This is a genomic window from Marinobacter sp. LA51, assembly GCF_030297175.1.
GTDB lineage: Bacteria > Pseudomonadota > Gammaproteobacteria > Pseudomonadales > Oleiphilaceae > Marinobacter > Marinobacter apostichopi.
Genome location: NZ_AP028070.1, coordinates 1,063,430 through 1,080,154 on the forward strand (window position 1 = coordinate 1,063,430; position 16,725 = coordinate 1,080,154).

Below are 16,725 nucleotides of genomic sequence, written 5' to 3' on the forward strand. Positions count from 1 at the left end.
TAAGGAATCTGTTGAATGGCACAAACAATTATCGTCGCTGATGATCACCCGTTGTTTCGCGCAGCATTGAAGCAGGCGGTCAGTCAGGCGGTGCCCGATGCCGAGACGGTTGAAGTCGATAGCATCAAGGCTCTGCAGGCGGCGGTAGAGTCGCACCCGGATGCGGATCTGGTCTTGCTGGATCTGAACATGCCGGGTGCCCACGGCTTCTCCGGGCTGGTGTTCATGCGCGGACAGTACCCGGGATTGCCGGTGGTGGTTGTGTCAGGCTCGGAGGAGTTGCAGGTCATGCGCCGCTCGATCGACTACGGGGCGTCCGGGTTCATTCCCAAGTCGGCGCCACTGCCCACCATCACCGAGGCTATTCAGGACGTTCTGGAAGGGGATGTCTGGCTGCCAGACGGCGTGGCAGACAAGATTGAGCGCATGCACTCAGACGCCACGGATTTTTCCGAGAAGTTGGCGTCGCTGACACCGCAGCAGTTCCGGGTGTTGGGCATGTTGGCGGAAGGGCTTCTGAACAAGCAGATCGCTTACGATCTGGATGTGTCTGAGGCCACCATCAAGGCTCACATCACCGCGGTATTCCGCAAGCTGGGGGTTCGTAACCGGACTCAGGCGGTCATTGCGATTCAGCAGATGGAGATCGATCCTTCGGATCAGTCACTGTCTGGCAGTTGATAACAACTCTGTTCAGCGTATATGTGAAGCGGGAGCCCTTGGGCTCCCGTTTTTTATGTTCTGAGTGGTTGTCCGGTCGCTGTGAACGTTCATCTCTTTTCTTTCTTTAATCAGTACACGTGTACGCATTTCTATCTGTTTTACATTGAAATTGATAGATAGGCATTGTTATCAGTATTTTCTTTCGGTAAATTCAGCGCACAGGTGTACCCTCAATATAAGATTTGAGTACACCAGTCTGACTTCTTGAAAGAGTATAGGTGACGAATGAACGCAGCCGTAAAGCCCGAGGCCATGGGCCAAGCCGTGTATGGGAAGCCCGATGAGCGTGAGCTCAGAGACCGAATGAAGAAAGATCTGCCGGCCGATACCTTCAAGACGCAAACCTGGCGGGTGATTTGGTTTGTGCCGCTGCAGTTGATGATTTGGGGTGGGATCGCGACGATTCTGCTGGCGGGTTTGCCCTGGTATGCCAATCTGATGCTGGGGTTGGCGGTTGGTCACAGCATTGGGTGCCAGGCCTTGCTGGCCCACGAGGTCTTGCACGGAGCTTTGGGGATGAGCCGGCGTTGGCAGAACTTCCTGGGCTGGCTCGGGTTTGGGCCCTTTGTGGTACCGCCGGAGTTCTGGCGCAAGTGGCATAACGTGATTCACCACGGCAACACCAACGCCGGCGATACCGATCCGGACAGCTTTGGCACGCTGCGCCGCTACCGCGCCGATCCCAAGCAAAAGAAATTCACCAAGCTCGCTCCGGGGTCTGGCACCTGGTACAGCTATTTGTTCCTGACGTATTCATTCACATTTCACGCCCAGCTGGTGCTCTGGTTCCAGGCTCGCAAGCGAAAGCAGTTCAAAGGCTTTGATCGGGCCCGCGCGATCCGCCAATCGGTGGTCTGTGTGGCTGCCTGGGCAGTGTTGGCCGTGGTGTCGGGTCCGCTGGCGGTGTTCACGGTGCTGATTCCATTCATGGTGGCGAACGCACTGGGGCAGGGGTATATCCTGACCAACCATTTCCTGCGGCCACAGACCGCCACCAATAACCCGTTGGACAATTCCATGAGCCTGCGCAGTCATCCGGTTCTTGACCGGCTGCACTTCCGTTTCAGTCACCATGTGGAGCACCATTTCTTCCCGAAGATGTCCTCCAACAAGGCGCCCCGGGTTCGGGCGTGGCTCGAGCAGCACCATGGTGACCGCTATGTGGCGATGCCGCACGGCACGGCACTGAAGCTGTTATACACCACGCCTCGGGTCTACAAGTCGTCCACTGAACTGGTTGATCCGAACCGCCCGGAGCGAGTGGTGGATCTGCTGCCTCTGCAGAAGCAGTATGCCGCCAGCAACCGCGGCTGACGGCATCCGCCGGCAGGTTATTTGCTGCCGGCGTACCCCAGCTCTTTATCGACCAGATTGAACAGCTCACCGCTGGCGTGCCAGTGGTCGAAGTTCTCCAGGAATTGATCGGTGAGCGCCCGCTTCCAGCCGATAAAGTCACCGGCCATGTGAGCCGTCATGGTGACGTTCTCCATGTCCCAAAGAGGGTGATTTTCCGGCAGGGGTTCTTCTTCAAATACGTCCAGGCCTGCCCCGGCAATCTCGCCATCCCGCAGCGCGGCAATCAGATCGTCGGTTTTGACGATGGGGCCGCGGCCGATGTTGATCAGCCGGGCCGACGATTTCATGGCCTTGAACGCTTTCTCATCGAACAGGCCTTCGGTCTGCGGCGTTAGCGGTGCGGCTATTACGACGTAGTCGGCGTGCCCCAGCTGTTCGAACAGTTCGTCGTTGCCGTGCACGGCAACAAAATCCGGATCATCGTGGCGGGGTGTCCGGGCAATTCCGTGAGCATTCAGTCCGGCGGCACTGACCAGACGGCCGATCTGCCGGCCGATGGAGCCGGCGCCCACCACCAGTACCTGTTTGCCTTCGGCGCGTTCGGTATCCCGGTGTTTCCACTGATGCTTCATCTGCAAGCGGATGGAGCCCGGAAAATCCTTGGCGAACATCAGGATGGTGCAGAGCACGTACTCGGCAATGGTGCGGTCGAAAATGCCCCGGGCGTTGGTGACCACCACGTCGCTGTGTATCAGGGCAGGAAACATCAGCGCATCAACCCCGGCGCTGGTGGCGTGAATCCACTGCAGTTTGTCGGCTGACTCCCAGGCCGCTTCCAGGGCCTCGGTGCGGAAGTCGGTGACCATCATCACGTCGGTGCCTGGCAAGGTGTCTCTCAGTGTCTGCTCGTCGCAGGCGAATCGCACCTCCGCACGCGCTCTGAGTGCGTCCATGCCCGGTGGCTCCGGCTCGCCGGGGGCAGTGAGAACGGTTACCACGGGTGTGCTTGGCTGTGTCATTGAACCTCCGCCTTGTGAGCTAATGTGCGACCCCGAAGCCGGGTCTCACGACAGTCTGGTATCCCGCTGCGGTACGGTCAACTTGCGACTGCGAAAGTCGGCTTCTTGTGACTGTGAGTAGGGCAATTTTACCGTTGGAATCTTTCTGCGTTTATGTCTTGTGTGGCCTGTTCTTACTGGCTAACCTGCAGGGGTAGGTTATTTTTGCCCCGCTCGCAGGAGGTGTTTTATGGCAGACTCTGCCAACTACGAGACTGGCCAGTCCAGACCACGTAAAGTGAAGTACCGGAAGAACAAGGCCAGCTGGAACCCTGCCATGCAGGCGATTCCTGTGCCGGGCATCCGCCGCATGGTAAATATGGCGGCCTCGATGAAAGATGTTATTCATCTTTCGATCGGTCAGCCTGATTTGCCGACGCCAAAGCATATTATTGATGCCTACGTTGAGGCGCTGAACGCCGGGCAAACCGGGTACACCATGGATGCCGGGTTGCCGGAGCTGTTGGTAGCTCTCAGGGATTACTACGGCAAGCGTTATAACCGGAAGCTGACCCGCGACAACATCCTGATCACCAGTGGCGCCACCGAGGCTATGTACCTGGCCATCTCGGCAACGTCGGCACCGGGCCGTCAGTTCATTGTGACCGATCCGTCATTCCTGCTCTACGCACCTCTGATCCGGATGAACGGTGGTGAGGTCAAGTTTGTACCTACCCACGCCGAAAACGATCACCAGCTTGATCCGGACGAAGTCATCCGCGCCATGGGGCCGCGTACTTTTGCGCTGATCCTGAATAACCCCAATAACCCGACCGGAGCGGTGTATCCGCGCAGCACGGTGGAGACCATCCTGGAGGAGTGCGCGTACCGGGGAATCCAGGTCTACGCCGACGAAGTCTATGATCACCTGATCTTCGATGACGACGATTTCGCCAGCGTCCTGAACTGCTCCATGGACCTGGACAACATCATGTGCATCAGCAGTTTTTCCAAGACCTACAGTATGGCTGGGTTGCGGGTTGGCTGGGTGATCGCGAGTCAGGCGGCGATCAAATCCCTGCGCCGGTACCACATGTTCACCACTTCGGTGGCCAATACGCCGTCCCAGTTTGCCGGTGTGGCGGCGCTCACCGGTGATCAGCAGTGCGTGCAGGACATGGTCAGCATCTACAAGGAACGCCGTGACAAGGTGGTGGAGCTGATTGATCAGACGCCCTACATGACCGGCTACAAGCCAGGCGGTGCCTTCTTCGCGTTCCCGGGCCTGCCGCCCCATGTGGATGGTTCTGACCTGGCGCTGCGGATGTTGAAGGAAACCGGCGTGTGTATGGTGCCGGGGGATGCCTTTGGTGAGGAGTCAACCAACGCCGTGCGGATCAGTTTCTCGACGACCTGTGAGAAACTGGAAGAAGCCTTTGATCGCGTCATCCCTTGGATGGCGAAGCAACAGTTCTGAGGAGTTGTGATGTCGGCCCTGGAGTCTGTCCTCATACAATGCCCCTACTGCTGGGAGACGCTGGATGTTAGCGTCGACCCGTCAGTGCAGGAGCAGGAGTATGTGGAAGACTGCCAGGTTTGCTGCCAGCCCATTCTCATACGCGTGTTGTTTGATGAAGATTTGACGCCCCATGTTGAAGCCCGCGCCGAGAACGAATAGCAGCGCAGGGCAATTCTGACCGATCCTTAATCTTTCCGTCTTGCCCACCGTTGGCGCCTTGGCTCAGGATAGATGGGCAACTCATGGAGGCGATCGCATGCACACTTTTTCCAAGTCTGGCCTTTGGGCCCTGATTCTTCTTACGCTAACCTTGACCAGTGGCTGTGCCAGCCTGTCGCCGTATTCAATATCCGAGGGCGAGCTGGAGCGCCACCTTCAGGATGTGGTGAGCGATTTTGATCGCCAGCAACTCAAGAGCGGGTCGCCGCTGAGCCTGAGCCTGAGTGACGCCGACATTACCTTGGGCCCTGATGGCCGCGACGTAGCGGTGATCGACGTCAAAGGGCAGGTGGCGGTCAATGCCATGCTGGCCCGTCTGCCGGTTGATATCTCATTGAAAGTAGAGGGCGCACCGGTTTATGACAGCACCGAGAAGGCCATTTTCATTCGGCGACTGCGGTTGCTGGATAGCAGTGTTGAGTCTCCGTTTTTTCGGGGTGACCTGAAACCAGTAACGGATAATGTTATGCGGGCGGTGGCCCAGATGCTGGAGACCATGCCGGTGTATCGTCTGGATGAGACCAACTTTGCTCAGCGAATGTTCGGCGCCATGCCGGTGGATGTGCGGGTTGCCCCGGGGCGACTTGAATTCGTGATGGCGGATAAGTAGAAGAGAGCTATCGGATAGACGGAAGTTTTCGAGGAGAGGACAACGGCAGCGCTGTGCAGATGCGCCGCCGTTGGCGGAATCAGCCGGTCAGGCGATTGCAAATAGCAACACCGATCTCATGGGTGCCACGTTGGCTGCCAGCGTTCTCGGCCAGGTCAGCAGCCACTGCATCGAACAATTCCTTTCCGGCCGCCGCCAGGGTCGGGTCTTTCCGGCCCAGCCATTCCAGCATACGCGCCGTGGTGAACAGCATGGCGGTTGGGTCAGCAAGTCCCTGGCTGGCAATGTCCGGCGCACTGCCGTGGGTCGGTTCGAACATGGAGGGCATGTTCGGATCGGTCGGATTCAGGTTGCACGACGGTGCCACCCCCATGCCGCCGGATAATACCGCGGCGAGGTCGGTCAGGATGTCACCTTGAAGGTTACTGGCAACCACCACATCAAACGCCCAGGGGCTTTGCACGAACTTCATGCAGGCGGCATCCACCAGCTCGTGGTGGACGGCCACATCGGGATACTCTTCACTGATCGCCTCGAACGCCTCGGTATACATGTCGCCCCAGTGCCGAAGCGCATTGCGCTTGGTGACCAGGCATACCTGACTTTCACAGGTGCGGCCATCGAGTGTGCGAAAGGTTCGTGTCCGGCCCTCTTTCACTCGCTCAGCAGCCCGGTTCCTGGCCTGCTCGAAGCCATAGCGGATAATCCGGTTAGTGGCTTTGCGGGTGAACACTTCCATCTGGGTAGCGACTTCATCCTCGGTGCCTTTACGCAGCCGGCCGCCCTGGCTGACGTACTCGCCTTCGGAGTTCTCGCGAATCACCAGCATGTCGATGTCTTTGGCTCGCTCGTCGGCCAGGTATTGACGGGCGCCTGGCAGGAGCCGGGCAGGGCGTTCACAGACCCACTGGTCAAAGCCCTTGCGCATCTCCAGTAGGGGCGCCAGCGAGACGCTGTCAGAGAGCAGATAGCGCTCTGCATCGTCGATCGGGCCCGGGTCGCCCAGCGCTCCCAGCAAAATCGCGTCGTAAGCCTGGAGTTGTGCGAGGGCGTCTTCAGGCATGGATTCGCCGTGTTCCTCGTGCCAGGCATGGGACGGCCAGGGGAACCGGGTCCACTCTACCGCCAGGCCGTGTTTTGCGCGCAGAGTTTCCAGGCAACGGACGGCTTCACCCACTACTTCCGGACCAATGCCATCACCGGGGGTGACTGCGATGCGGGTTGTTTCAGCCATTCAGGCGACTCCTTTTTTTAATCGGCTCGTATGTGCACCAGTCTCCCAGTTTAGACGTCCAAGAGCGGGATGCCACCGGATGGCTGGGAAAGTTCGGACGCTAGATCGTCCGGGCTCTGCAAGCGCTGGTGGCTTTGCCGGCACGTTTTTGCTAAAACAAACCCACCTTCGCACGTTTGGGCAGGTTTCGTGAACCAGGCCGTGGTCTTATTGGATGGTCCTCATCCGAACTGAGCGCGGCATTAACAGGACAGGGTGCTTCTTTGCTGTATCGCATTATTACGTTTATCGGTGGCCTCGTTTTCGTGGTGGCGCTTTTTGCTCTGCTGTGGTTCTTCTGCAAGAAATTTCTTGAGCGCCACGGAGTGACCGATCAGGTTTCAGATCGTGCCACGGTGTTGGCCACGTGGACTTTTGCTGGTATCAGCGTGGGGCTGATTTTTGCGGTCGTTGGTGCCTTCGTACTGGGGCCTTGGGCGTTCTATCGGACGCTACGCGGCCACGACGTCAACATCTCTGATGGCGCCGCTATCTGGTGGGGGTTTGGCATTGTGGTGGCGGCGATGACCATAACCGGGTTGGGCTTTTTCGGCTTTCTGATGGCCGTGGGCGCCTATTAGAGCGCCGGTCCATTAGTCCCGGTGCGATAAGTCAGCTGTTCGGCGTCCCGGTGGGTGGGGAGGTCGAAACGGGCCCTGGCAATCTCCTGGCGCGACAGCTCGGCGACAATCAGAGTTTGTTTGTCTTCGGCTTTTGCCAGCGTTTCTCCGCGTGGCCCCAGGATGCTGGATCCGCCCCAGAACCATCCGTCGCCCTCATGGCCGTAGCGGTTAGCCATGACCACGGGGGTGCCGTAGGTCATCGCATAAAACTGCAGATTGACCAGCCAATTGTTCTCGTTCGAGAACGACTTGCTGACGATGCCAGATGCCGAATTGATGGGAGCGCACAGCACCGCGGGGCGGTTCATCAAGCCACTGTGCACTAGCCCCGGGTTCCAGAGGTCAGCGCAAATCAGGTAGTGAGCCGGCCAGCCCGGGCTGACGTCACGCTGGGTCAGGGATTGGCCGGGTGTGAACCACTTGCCTTCCTCCAGGCCACCGTAGGTGGGCAGATTCAGTTTGCGGTGAATGGCGATCACCCGACCGCCCTGCAGGATCGCAAGGGCGTTGTAATATTCCCCCGGACTGGCTTCCTCAACAAAGCCAACCACCACCTGCAAGCGCCCCGAGAGTTGTGCCAGCTCTTGCAGGGTTTCGTCGTCTGCCGGCATGGCAACATCAGGAACCCCTCGGCCCAGGGCGTAGCCCGTCAGCGACAGTTCCGGGAATACCAGCAGATCCAGCGCCCGCTCTTGTGCCTCAGCGATCATCTTGCGATGGGTTTCGAGATTGCTGGCCACCGCGCCGAGTTCACAATTAATTTGGGCCGCGCCGACACGTAGCTGATCTGTTGGACGCATGAGAGCTCCCGGACAGGAAAGTAATGGATAGGAAAATCAGGTGGGGGATTCTGCCATCGGGGAAATGGCTGGATCAAATTGCGGGGGCAGCGATTTGCCCCCGCAACGGTTTCGGCTTTAGATCAAGTTGTGTTCTTTCAGGAAGTTCCTGGCGACCTTTTCAATGGTCTGACGGTCAACGTCTACCCGGGCGTTCAGAGTGGCCATGGTTTGGTCATCCAGCAGGCTGGAAAGGGCATTCATCTGTTCGTCCAGCTTCTCATGCTTCTCCAGAGTTTCCTCACGCACAACCGGTGTCAGGGCGTAGGCCGGGAAATACTGCTTGTTGTCTTCCAGTACGACAAAATCGAAGGCCTTGATGCGGCCGTCGGTGGCAAATACCAGACCGACTTCAACCTGGCCGTCGCGCAGGGCGTTATAGACCAGCCCTGAATCCATCCGCTTGATGTTCTCGCGGCCAAACCGGAAGTCATAGGCTTGCTGCAGCGGGCGAAGGCCGTCTTCACGGGCGTAGAACTCGGCGTTGCTGGCGAAGCTGAGTTCTTTGCCGTCATTTACGGCTTGGGCCAGGTCTGAAAGCGTCTCAATGCCGCGCTCTTTTGCGTCCTTGGCACGCATGGCAAAGGCATAGGTGTTGTTGGCGTTCGATGGCTCAAGCCACACCAGTCCTTTCTCTTTATCCAATTCTTTGACGCGCTTGTAGGTAGCTTCTGGGCCGAGCTCCTCGGTGATGTCGTTGTAGTTGATCAGCGAGGTGCCAGTGTATTCCCAGTAGAGATCAATCTGGCCGTTCTCCTGTGCCTGGCGCAGGACCGCAGAGCCCATGCCGGATTTCTTTTCCACATCGTACTCGAGGGCTTCGAGATATTGAGCGGTCATGCTCGCCAGAATCTGCTGCTCGGTGAAGTTCTTGCCACCGACCACGATGGATTCGGCTTGAACCGTGGTGCTGACGGCAAGGGCCAACAGGCCCGTTAGCAAAGTGCGAATCTTGTTCATAAATCTTCTCCTTCGTTAAATGACTGAGGATCAGCCGCGTGAGGGGTTAACCTCACGTGGGACAACGACGAATGCCAGCGAGGCGATAAATGCGTCAACAACCACCGCAAGTACTGCGGTTGGTATGGCGCCTGCCAGCATCATCAGTGGGTCGTACAGGTCGATACCGGTGAATATCAGTTCGCCCAGTCCGCCGGCGCCAATCAGGAAGGCGAGGGGGACGGTACCGACGTTGATGGTCAGGGCGGTGCGCATGCCTGCAAAAATGACGTACAGCGCATTCGGCAGCTCCACCCGGATGAGTCTTTGGAATGCCGACATGCCCAACCCCGAGGCAGCCTCCAGCAGGGCCGGAGACACGCCCTTGAGACCCGCATAGGTGTTGCGGGTGATTGGCAGCAGGGTCGCGACGAACAGCCCGAACACCGCCGGCAGCGTACCAATTCCGAGCAGGCTCATGGACAGTGCGAGCACCGCCAGCGTTGGGATGGTCGTGCCCACGTTCAGCACTTGCATGAGGGGCTCGGCGTAGTTGGACATCGCGGGCCTGGACAAGAGAATGCCCAGGGGAATCGCTACGAGAATGGCCAGGCCGCCAGACACTGCAGTCAGCCATACATGCTGTCCCGTCAGGTAGCGGATGTCAGGCCAATAAAACAGGAAGTCGTCGACCAGCCCACTCGACTGACTCCAGACCCCAAGCGCAAACACGCCCAGCAGAATCAGCCAGCGACTCATGGTGACCAGTTTCAGGTTCGCCATGAATTACTCCTTGTGACTCGCTTCAAGAGGTGTCGAATGGGTAGCCGCACGGTATCGGGCTCCCAGATGATGGGTGATCGCGCGTTGTGTGATCTGCCCACGAAGGCTGCCGCTGTCATCGACGCAGGCAACCCAGGTCATGTCATGGGCAAACATCAGGGAAGCGACCTTCCTCAGGTCATCGTCCAGGCCGACCACCGTGGACAGGCTTTCGAAGTGATCCCGGCAGTAGCCTTTGGTGGTCTGGGCGACGGAGCGACGAACCTGCCCCACCGGCTGGCCTTCGGCATTCACCATGACAATGCAGTTCTGATAACCGTAATCGTCGATCTTCTGCTGGGCTGTCTGCAGGGTGTCATCCGGGCGAACAACGCCTATGTTGTCACTCGCCAGCTCTTTGACTTTCACCAGGTTGAGACGTTTCAGGGCGCGATCTTCACCCAGGAACGATTCGACGAACGAGTTTTTCGGCGCCGCGAGCAGCTCATCCGGCGCAGAGTGCTGAACCAGCTTGCCCTCGCGGAAGATTGCGATGCGGTCGGCCATCTTGATGGCTTCATCAATGTCATGGCTGACGAAGAGAATGGTCTTCTTCAGTTCGGCCTGCATCTTCAGGAATTCCTCCTGGATGCTGGCGCGGTTGATCGGGTCGATCGCGCCGAAAGGCTCGTCCATCAGCATCACGGGGGGATCGGCCGCCAGGGCACGGGCGACACCAATGCGCTGCTGTTGACCTCCGGAAAGTTCGCTTGGATAACGCTTCAGGAAGGCGTCTGCGTCGAGGGAGACCATGTCCATCATTTCGCGGGCGCGCTTTTTGAACGCGGCTTTGTCCCATCCCAGCAGCTTGGGCACGACGGTGATGTTTTCCTCGATCGTCATGTTAGGAAACAGGCCAATCTGCTGGATGACGTAGCCAATATTCCGCCGCAGGTCCTGAGTGTTGAGCTGGGTGGTGTCTTCGCCATTGATGATCACCTTGCCGGATGTCGGCTGAACAATGCGGTTGATCATCTTCAGGGTTGTGGTCTTGCCGCAACCGGACGGACCCAGAAGCACGCAGATTTCGCCTTCGGGTACCGACATGCTGATGTTGTCGGCGGCGGTAACCGCCCCTTTGGGCGTATCGAAGATTTTCGTAAGCTTATCCAGTTCGATCATGAATCAGCCCTTGCAGTCATTGAATAGGTTAAATGAAGAATCACGGGGTGTTGGCCGCGTCCAGATCCATGCCTTTGGGTGTCAGTCGCCGCTGAGCGATCAGCAGCCCGTAGTCGACGATGATGGCAAGCAGGCTCACGGCAATGGCGCCGATAATGAGCTGGCGAGGGTCAGACTGGGAAATGCCACGGCTGATGAAGGTGCCCAGTCCGCCCGCTCCGATGTAGGCGGCAATAGCCATTACCCCAATGTTCAGCACCACGGCGGTGCGGACGCCGGCCATGATGACAGGCACCGCGAGAGGTATTTCGACCAGCCGGAGCCGCTGGTTTCCGCTCATGCCAATGCCCCTCGCGGCTTCTCGCAATGCCGGATCAACATTGTTAATGGCCGTGTAGGTGTTGCGGATGATGGGCAGTTGGGAATACAGCAGCACGGCGATCACGGCCGGAAAGTAGCCGATGCCCTGGCCAATTAACGACAGTACCGGAATCATCAGGCCGAACAGTGCGATCGACGGGATGGTGACAATAATGGACGCAACATACAGGACGATCCGGGCCATCCGTTCGTTCTTGGTGATCGCGATCCCGATAGGTACGCCGGTGAGCGTCGCGAGACCGACAGCGACCCCTACCAGTGCTATGTGCTCCAGGGTGCGAGTGGTCAGTATGTCCAGATTGTCCAGGGCGTATTGGGCTAACTCCACGACACGGGGCTCCTCAATCAAGCTCTAGTCAGAAACGAAAGGCCATCGGCTGATGGGCGAAAAAAGCGGTGAGTGCAAACTCAGGCGTAGGAACTTAGCAAATTTCGAGCAGGATTTAGTGGGTTTAACTATTAATAAATGAAATAGTTCTGATGAGGGTTTCTGGTTTGTTTTATCGCAAGTTCATTTAAAACAATGTGTTGCGATTATATTTCGGGTGCCAATAAATTCGGTCTGAATTTCTTATTGGCTTTCGTTATGGTGATGGTGAAGCTTCCTCCTCGTACTTTTCCGCCAAATCCTCCAGTGACGCGAAGGATTCTGCGCCGGTAACCACGTCTTCCAGGTCGGCGCAAAATGCCTCGTAGGCTTCACTGGAGTAACTGGGTGAGCGGTGCAACTCGATTTCAACCTGACCCAGCGGCGGCAAGCCCTCGTGCTCCTCCACTATTCGGCAGCCTTCCGGGAGGCTGCGCGGCGTCTTGATGGTGAGTGCCAGGCCGGATTGAACAGGCAGATTCAGACCCGTTGGCGAGTAGCTGGTGAAGCGGACATTCCAGCGCAAGCCCGCGAGACCCAGTGCAGCAACAGCGTGGGCCCGGTACACGCAGCCTTCGGGGTTCAGCGCTAGGGGCAGGGGATTCCAGCCGGCTATGCTCACGCCTTTGCCGGCGGCCCACACCAGGGATTCCACGCCGATCAATTGGCCGGTCTGTGTTGGCGTGTGGCGAATGGCGAGCACCACATCCAGCAGCCCTTCCTGAAACGAATCCACCATCCGTGAGCTGACGCCACAGGTGATCTCCAGGCGCACCTGCGGATACCGAGTACAGAACCGTTTCAGCAATTGCGGTAAATACGTGGTCGCCTGTTCCTCGGAAATTCCGAGCCGGATCAGCTCGCCCTGATGGTCGGCGCCCATCTCCTGTTTTGCTTCGTCTTCCAGCTTGAGGATATGGCGCGCGTAAGGCAGCAACCGTCGCCCCGCGTTAGTCAGGGTCACCGTCCTGCGAGTGCGCTCAAGCAGGGCGTCGCCCATCTGATCTTCCAGTCGTTTGACCTGAAGACTGACCGCCGACTGGGTGCGGTGAAGTAGCTTGGCCGCGGCACTAAAGCCCTGGGCTTCGGCCACGGTGACAAAGGTGCGAAGAAGCTGAGTATCCATATGTATGAGAATCTGAAATCGAATGCATGGCAACTATTTATTTAACTCATGGTAACAAGCTCTCTAGGATATGGCCATTCGCTCAACGCCACCAACAGGAGAGGTGACCATGCATACCCAGGATGCCGAAGCTATCCGCGAGGCGCTCGGAGGAGTCGTTAATCTGGAGCGCTATCCGATCGATCAGATCGATTCGACCACGGGGGAAGCCCTGATTGAACGGTGCCGTGCACAGCTTGATGACGACGGCTGTGTCGTTCTCGATGGTTTTATCCGGGACGAAGCGCTGGCGCGTCTGGAGCCGGAAACCGAGCGTCTGTCGCCGGAAGCGCACTACAACCAGACCGAAACCAACCCCTACAACAATGCTGGCGATGACAGTCTGCCCGACAGCCATCCCATGAACCGGTTTGATGACCGTACCAACGGTTTTGTCGCCGGTGACCGCATCGGTCAGGACACCATCATCCGGCAGGTCTATCAGAACCCGGCGTTCCAATCGTTCATTGCCCGCGTGGTGGGGATGGAGTCAATCCACCCTTACGCCGACCCGCTCGCCGATCTGGTGGTCAACGTCCTGCGCGATGGTTGTCAGCATCCATGGCATTACGACACCAACGAATTCATCGTCACCCTGATGACTCGCAAGTCCGAGGGCGGCGGCCAGTTCCAGTACGTGCCGGGCATTCGCAGCGAAGCCGGTGAGAACTTTGAAGGGGTTCAGGAAGTACTGGACGGCAACCACGAGTCGGTGAAATCCCTGGAGTTGACACCGGGCGACCTGCAGATCTTTTTCGGTCGCTACTCCCTGCACCGGGTCAAGCCGGTTGAAGGACCGCGCGAACGTCACACCGTGATCTTCGCTTACGCCAAGGAGCCGGGTTTTATCGGTCGCCCCGAGCGGGCCCAGCGGATCTTTGGCCGTATGGCGCCGATCCACGAAGAGATTCTCAAGCACGGGCTTGAGCGCAACGACAACCTGGCCGACTAAGCCATCCTGATAGGAGGAATTTTATGAGCCTGGTAGAAACCCAGCCGCTTACCGACAATGAGCCGAACACCATACCGGTGGTTCCCTCGGCACCGATGGCTAACGGCGACAGCATTCCGACGGCATTCGATCCCAAGCAGCTCCGGGCTGGCCGTCTGGAACGCCTGCGCAACATGATGCGCGAACAGGGCTATGCCGCGGTCGTGCTGTTCGACCCGTACAACCAGCGTTATGCCACTGGCTCGCGCAACATGTTCGGGTACTTCCTGCGCAACTCTTCCCGCTACATCTATGTGCCTCTTGAAGGCCCTGTGATTCTGTTTGAATACCCGGGCAGTGCCCACGTTTCCACCTGGCTTGAGACCATCGACGAGTCACGCACCTCGCAGGTGGTGTGGTCCGCGGTGAACCAGCGTGATGGCATGTCCAGCGATCCGTTCGGTGTGGAAATTGCCGAACTGGTGGCGGAGCACGGTCGCGGTAACAAGAAAGTCGGTCTGGACCGGTGTGCATTGAACCTTGCCCGCTCTCTGGAAGCCCAAGACCTGGAAGTATTCGACTGCATGCAGGACATCCTGCATTGCCGCCGGATCAAGACCCCCGAAGAAATCGCCTGTCTGGCGCAGTCGATGGCGGGTAGTGAAGCGGCAGTCGCACGTGTTGAGCAGGCTATCCGCCCAGGGATCACCGAGAACGAATTGTTCGCCGAGCTTTATGGTGAGGTGATCCGTCAGGGCGGTGAGTTTATTGAAACCCGCCTGCTGTCGTCTGGCCCCCGCACCAACCCCTGGTTCAACGAAGCCAGTGACCGGGTGCTGCGCCCGGGCGAACTGGTGGCGCTGGATACCGACACCATCGGCGTGCACGGCTACTACTCGGACTTCTCCCGTACCTTCCACGTAGGGCCGGGCAAGCCGACGCCATACCAGCAAAGCCTTTACCAGATGGCGTATGAGCAGGTTCATCACAACATGAGTCTGTTGGGGCCGGGCATCGAGTACCGGGAAATTGCCGAGAAGGCCTGGAAAATCCCCGAGCGTTTCCTGAACCGTCGTTACCCCTCGATCATCCACGGGGTTGGCATGCACGGTGAAACGCCGCTGGTCGCCCATCACATGGACTTCGATCGCTTTTCCAAAGACGGCGTACTGGAGCCGGGAATGGTGGTATCGGTCGAGAGCTACATCGGGGAAGAGGGCGCCGCTGACGGCGTCAAGCTCGAGGAAGAAGTGGTGATCACCGAGACCGGGGTCGAGAAGCTCTCCCGCTATCCATTCGATGCAGGCCTGCTTGGCCAGTCCAGCTAAAGATCAACTAAGGATCAAGACATTATGACACTGGTTGAACACCGTATCGCCGGCGAGAAAGTCGCCGGCCCGCGCACAATTGACGTTGAAAACCCCGCCACCGCCGAGGCTGTCCGACAGGTCGGCCTGGCGGACCGTGCCCAGGTGCAGCGCACTATCGCGGCGGCGCAGGACGCGCTGCCAGCCTGGCGCGATACCCCGGCGGCCAAGCGTGCCCAGGTGATGTTCCGTTTTAAGATGTTGCTGGAACGCGACGCCGATGCGATCGTCGCGCTGCTCAGTGAGGAGCACGGCAAGACCCTTGAGGACGCCATGGGCGAGCTCAAGCGTGGTATCGAAAATGTGGAATACGCCTGTGGTGTGCCTGAGCTGTTGAAAGGGGAATACTCCCACAACGCCGGTCCCGGCATCGATACCTTTTCAAACCACCAGCCGTTGGGCGTGGTTGCGGGTATTACCCCGTTTAACTTCCCAGCCATGGTTCCTTTGTGGATGTTTCCGATGGCGATTGCCTGCGGTAACGCGTTCATTCTGAAGCCTTCAGAGCAGACCCCTTCGGCGGCTGTAAAAATGGCGGACTTGCTGGAAGAGGCCGGCTTGCCAAAAGGCGTATTTAACGTACTGCACGGTGACCCGGAAGCGGTTGAGGCATTGATCGAGGATCCGGCCGTTCGCGCTCTCAGCTTCGTCGGCTCTACCCCCGTGGCGCGCAAGATCTACGAGGGCGGCGCCAATCACGGCAAGCGGGTACAGGCGCTTGGTGGCGCCAAGAACCACGCGGTTGTGATGCCCGACGCCGACCTGGAAAATGCCGCCAACACCCTGATAGGCGCGGCCTTTGGCAGTGCCGGTGAGCGCTGCATGGCAATCTCTGTGGCCGTCTGTGTTGGCGACGATACCGCGGATACCCTGGTGCAAAAGGTGGCCGAGAAGGCATCAAACCTGCGCGTTGGGCCGGGTACAGAACTCGGGCACGATATGGGTGCCCTGGTGAACGCCAGTCACCGGGACAAAGTGGCCGGGTACATTGATCTGGGTGAGCAGGCCGGCGCTGAGCTGTTGCTGGACGGGCGAAAGCATCCGCTGGTGCAAGAGTCTGCCGGCTATTACGTTGGGCCTACGCTGTTTGACCGGGTAACCGAAGACATGTCGATCTACCGCGATGAGATCTTCGGTCCGGTGCTGTGTGTGGTTCGGGTTAAAAACCTGGACGAGGCCATCGCCCTGATTAACCGCCACCAATATGGCAACGGCACCTGCGTGTTTACCTCCGGTGGTGAAGCCGCGCGTCGGTTTACCGACCGTATCGAAGTCGGCATGGTTGGCGTCAACGTACCCTTGCCGGTTCCGGTCGCGTTCCACAGCTTCGGCGGCTGGAAGGACTCGCTGTTCGGGGATCTGCACGCCTATGGTCCGGACGCGGTGCGTTTTTACACCCGCCGTAAGGCGATTTCCTATCGCTGGCCGGAATCTGGCAGCCAAGAGGGCTCACAGATGGCCTTCCCGTCAGGAAGCTAAGCAGACGCTTCGCTTCACAGCGCCCGGTCACTGGTGCAAGCGCGCCCGTGAC

At 58.5% G+C, this 16,725-nt stretch carries 17 protein-coding genes; 9 read left to right on the forward strand and 8 right to left on the reverse strand.

The annotated features are described in order from the left end of the window. The first annotated feature begins 15 nt into the window (after nucleotides 1–15). Together QUE89_RS04860 and QUE89_RS04865 are read left to right on the forward strand one after the other, a co-directional pair. Nucleotides 16–681 carry a LuxR C-terminal-related transcriptional regulator gene (locus tag QUE89_RS04860; RefSeq protein ID WP_041340488.1) on the forward strand — a complete coding sequence of 222 codons (666 nt, stop codon included), beginning with the start codon at nucleotides 16–18 and terminating at the stop codon, nucleotides 679–681. A 267-nt stretch (nucleotides 682–948) separates the two neighbouring features. Continuing rightward, on the forward strand, nucleotides 949–2,037 hold the full coding sequence (locus QUE89_RS04865) for a fatty acid desaturase family protein (protein ID WP_286222090.1): 1,089 nt from the start codon (nucleotides 949–951) through the stop codon (nucleotides 2,035–2,037). Nucleotides 2,038–2,054: 17 nt separating this feature from the next. Here the strand turns inward: QUE89_RS04865 and QUE89_RS04870 are convergent, their stop codons facing one another. After that, nucleotides 2,055–3,038, reverse strand: a complete 984-nt coding sequence (locus QUE89_RS04870) for a D-2-hydroxyacid dehydrogenase (protein WP_286222091.1) — start codon at nucleotides 3,036–3,038, stop codon at nucleotides 2,055–2,057. 229 nt (nucleotides 3,039–3,267) lie between these two features. Here QUE89_RS04870 and QUE89_RS04875 point away from each other — a divergent pair, with 229 nt between their 5' ends. The 3 genes from QUE89_RS04875 (at nucleotide 3,268) to QUE89_RS04885 (ending at nucleotide 5,365) form a co-directional block, all read left to right on the forward strand. Continuing rightward, nucleotides 3,268–4,494, forward strand: coding sequence for a pyridoxal phosphate-dependent aminotransferase (locus QUE89_RS04875; protein WP_286222092.1), 1,227 nt, complete (start codon nucleotides 3,268–3,270; stop codon nucleotides 4,492–4,494). A 9-nt stretch (nucleotides 4,495–4,503) separates the two neighbouring features. Then, nucleotides 4,504–4,695 (forward strand): CPXCG motif-containing cysteine-rich protein, encoded by a 192-nt coding sequence (locus QUE89_RS04880; RefSeq protein ID WP_286222093.1) that lies wholly within the window; start codon nucleotides 4,504–4,506, stop codon nucleotides 4,693–4,695. Nucleotides 4,696–4,792: 97 nt separating this feature from the next. Beyond that, a complete protein-coding gene (locus QUE89_RS04885; protein WP_286222094.1) occupies nucleotides 4,793–5,365 on the forward strand; it encodes a YceB family lipoprotein in 573 nt (190 codons plus the stop codon). A 79-nt stretch (nucleotides 5,366–5,444) separates the two neighbouring features. Here QUE89_RS04885 and QUE89_RS04890 read toward each other — a convergent pair whose 3' ends face one another. After that, complete coding sequence (locus QUE89_RS04890) at nucleotides 5,445–6,599, reverse strand: isocitrate/isopropylmalate dehydrogenase family protein (RefSeq protein WP_286222095.1); 1,155 nt, start codon at nucleotides 6,597–6,599, stop codon at nucleotides 5,445–5,447. A gap of 263 nt (nucleotides 6,600–6,862) precedes the next feature. On the opposite strand from QUE89_RS04890, the gene QUE89_RS04895 reads away from it, so the two are divergent. Continuing rightward, entirely contained in the window at nucleotides 6,863–7,219 is a 357-nt protein-coding gene (locus tag QUE89_RS04895) for a hypothetical protein (protein WP_286222096.1), read from the forward strand. Here QUE89_RS04895 and QUE89_RS04900 read toward each other — a convergent pair. The 6 genes from QUE89_RS04900 to QUE89_RS04925 form a co-directional block, all read right to left on the reverse strand. Then, nucleotides 7,216–8,061: a nitrilase-related carbon-nitrogen hydrolase gene (locus tag QUE89_RS04900; protein WP_286222097.1), complete on the reverse strand. Its 846-nt coding sequence runs from the start codon at nucleotides 8,059–8,061 to the stop codon at nucleotides 7,216–7,218. The genes QUE89_RS04895 and QUE89_RS04900 overlap by 4 nt on opposite strands. 117 nt (nucleotides 8,062–8,178) lie before the next feature. Continuing rightward, on the reverse strand, nucleotides 8,179–9,060 hold the full coding sequence (locus QUE89_RS04905; RefSeq protein ID WP_286222098.1) for a glycine betaine ABC transporter substrate-binding protein: 882 nt from the start codon (nucleotides 9,058–9,060) through the stop codon (nucleotides 8,179–8,181). Between the two features lie 30 nt (nucleotides 9,061–9,090). Further along, the gene (locus QUE89_RS04910) at nucleotides 9,091–9,822 is read right to left on the reverse strand and encodes an ABC transporter permease (RefSeq protein WP_286222099.1); all 732 of its coding nucleotides are present in this window, start codon (nucleotides 9,820–9,822) and stop codon (nucleotides 9,091–9,093) included. Between the two features lie 3 nt (nucleotides 9,823–9,825). Next, a complete protein-coding gene (locus tag QUE89_RS04915) occupies nucleotides 9,826–10,983 on the reverse strand; it encodes an ABC transporter ATP-binding protein (RefSeq protein WP_286222100.1) in 1,158 nt (385 codons plus the stop codon). 40 nt (nucleotides 10,984–11,023) lie between these two features. Beyond that, on the reverse strand, nucleotides 11,024–11,692 hold the full coding sequence (locus tag QUE89_RS04920) for an ABC transporter permease (protein WP_286222101.1): 669 nt from the start codon (nucleotides 11,690–11,692) through the stop codon (nucleotides 11,024–11,026). Nucleotides 11,693–11,948: 256 nt separating this feature from the next. Continuing rightward, nucleotides 11,949–12,857 carry a LysR family transcriptional regulator gene (locus tag QUE89_RS04925; RefSeq protein WP_286222102.1) on the reverse strand — a complete coding sequence of 303 codons (909 nt, stop codon included), beginning with the start codon at nucleotides 12,855–12,857 and terminating at the stop codon, nucleotides 11,949–11,951. Nucleotides 12,858–12,966: 109 nt separating this feature from the next. On the opposite strand from QUE89_RS04925, the gene QUE89_RS04930 reads away from it, so the two are divergent. Genes QUE89_RS04930 through QUE89_RS04940 form a run of 3 tightly spaced genes read left to right on the forward strand, consistent with a single transcriptional unit; the run spans nucleotide 12,967 to nucleotide 16,673 of the window. Next, nucleotides 12,967–13,848, forward strand: a complete 882-nt coding sequence (locus QUE89_RS04930; RefSeq protein ID WP_286222103.1) for a HalD/BesD family halogenase — start codon at nucleotides 12,967–12,969, stop codon at nucleotides 13,846–13,848. A gap of 23 nt (nucleotides 13,849–13,871) precedes the next feature. Further along, nucleotides 13,872–15,155, forward strand: coding sequence for a M24 family metallopeptidase (locus QUE89_RS04935; RefSeq protein WP_286222104.1), 1,284 nt, complete (start codon nucleotides 13,872–13,874; stop codon nucleotides 15,153–15,155). A gap of 24 nt (nucleotides 15,156–15,179) precedes the next feature. Beyond that, entirely contained in the window at nucleotides 15,180–16,673 is a 1,494-nt protein-coding gene (locus QUE89_RS04940; protein WP_286222105.1) for a CoA-acylating methylmalonate-semialdehyde dehydrogenase, read from the forward strand. The last annotated feature ends 52 nt before the right edge of the window (nucleotides 16,674–16,725 follow it).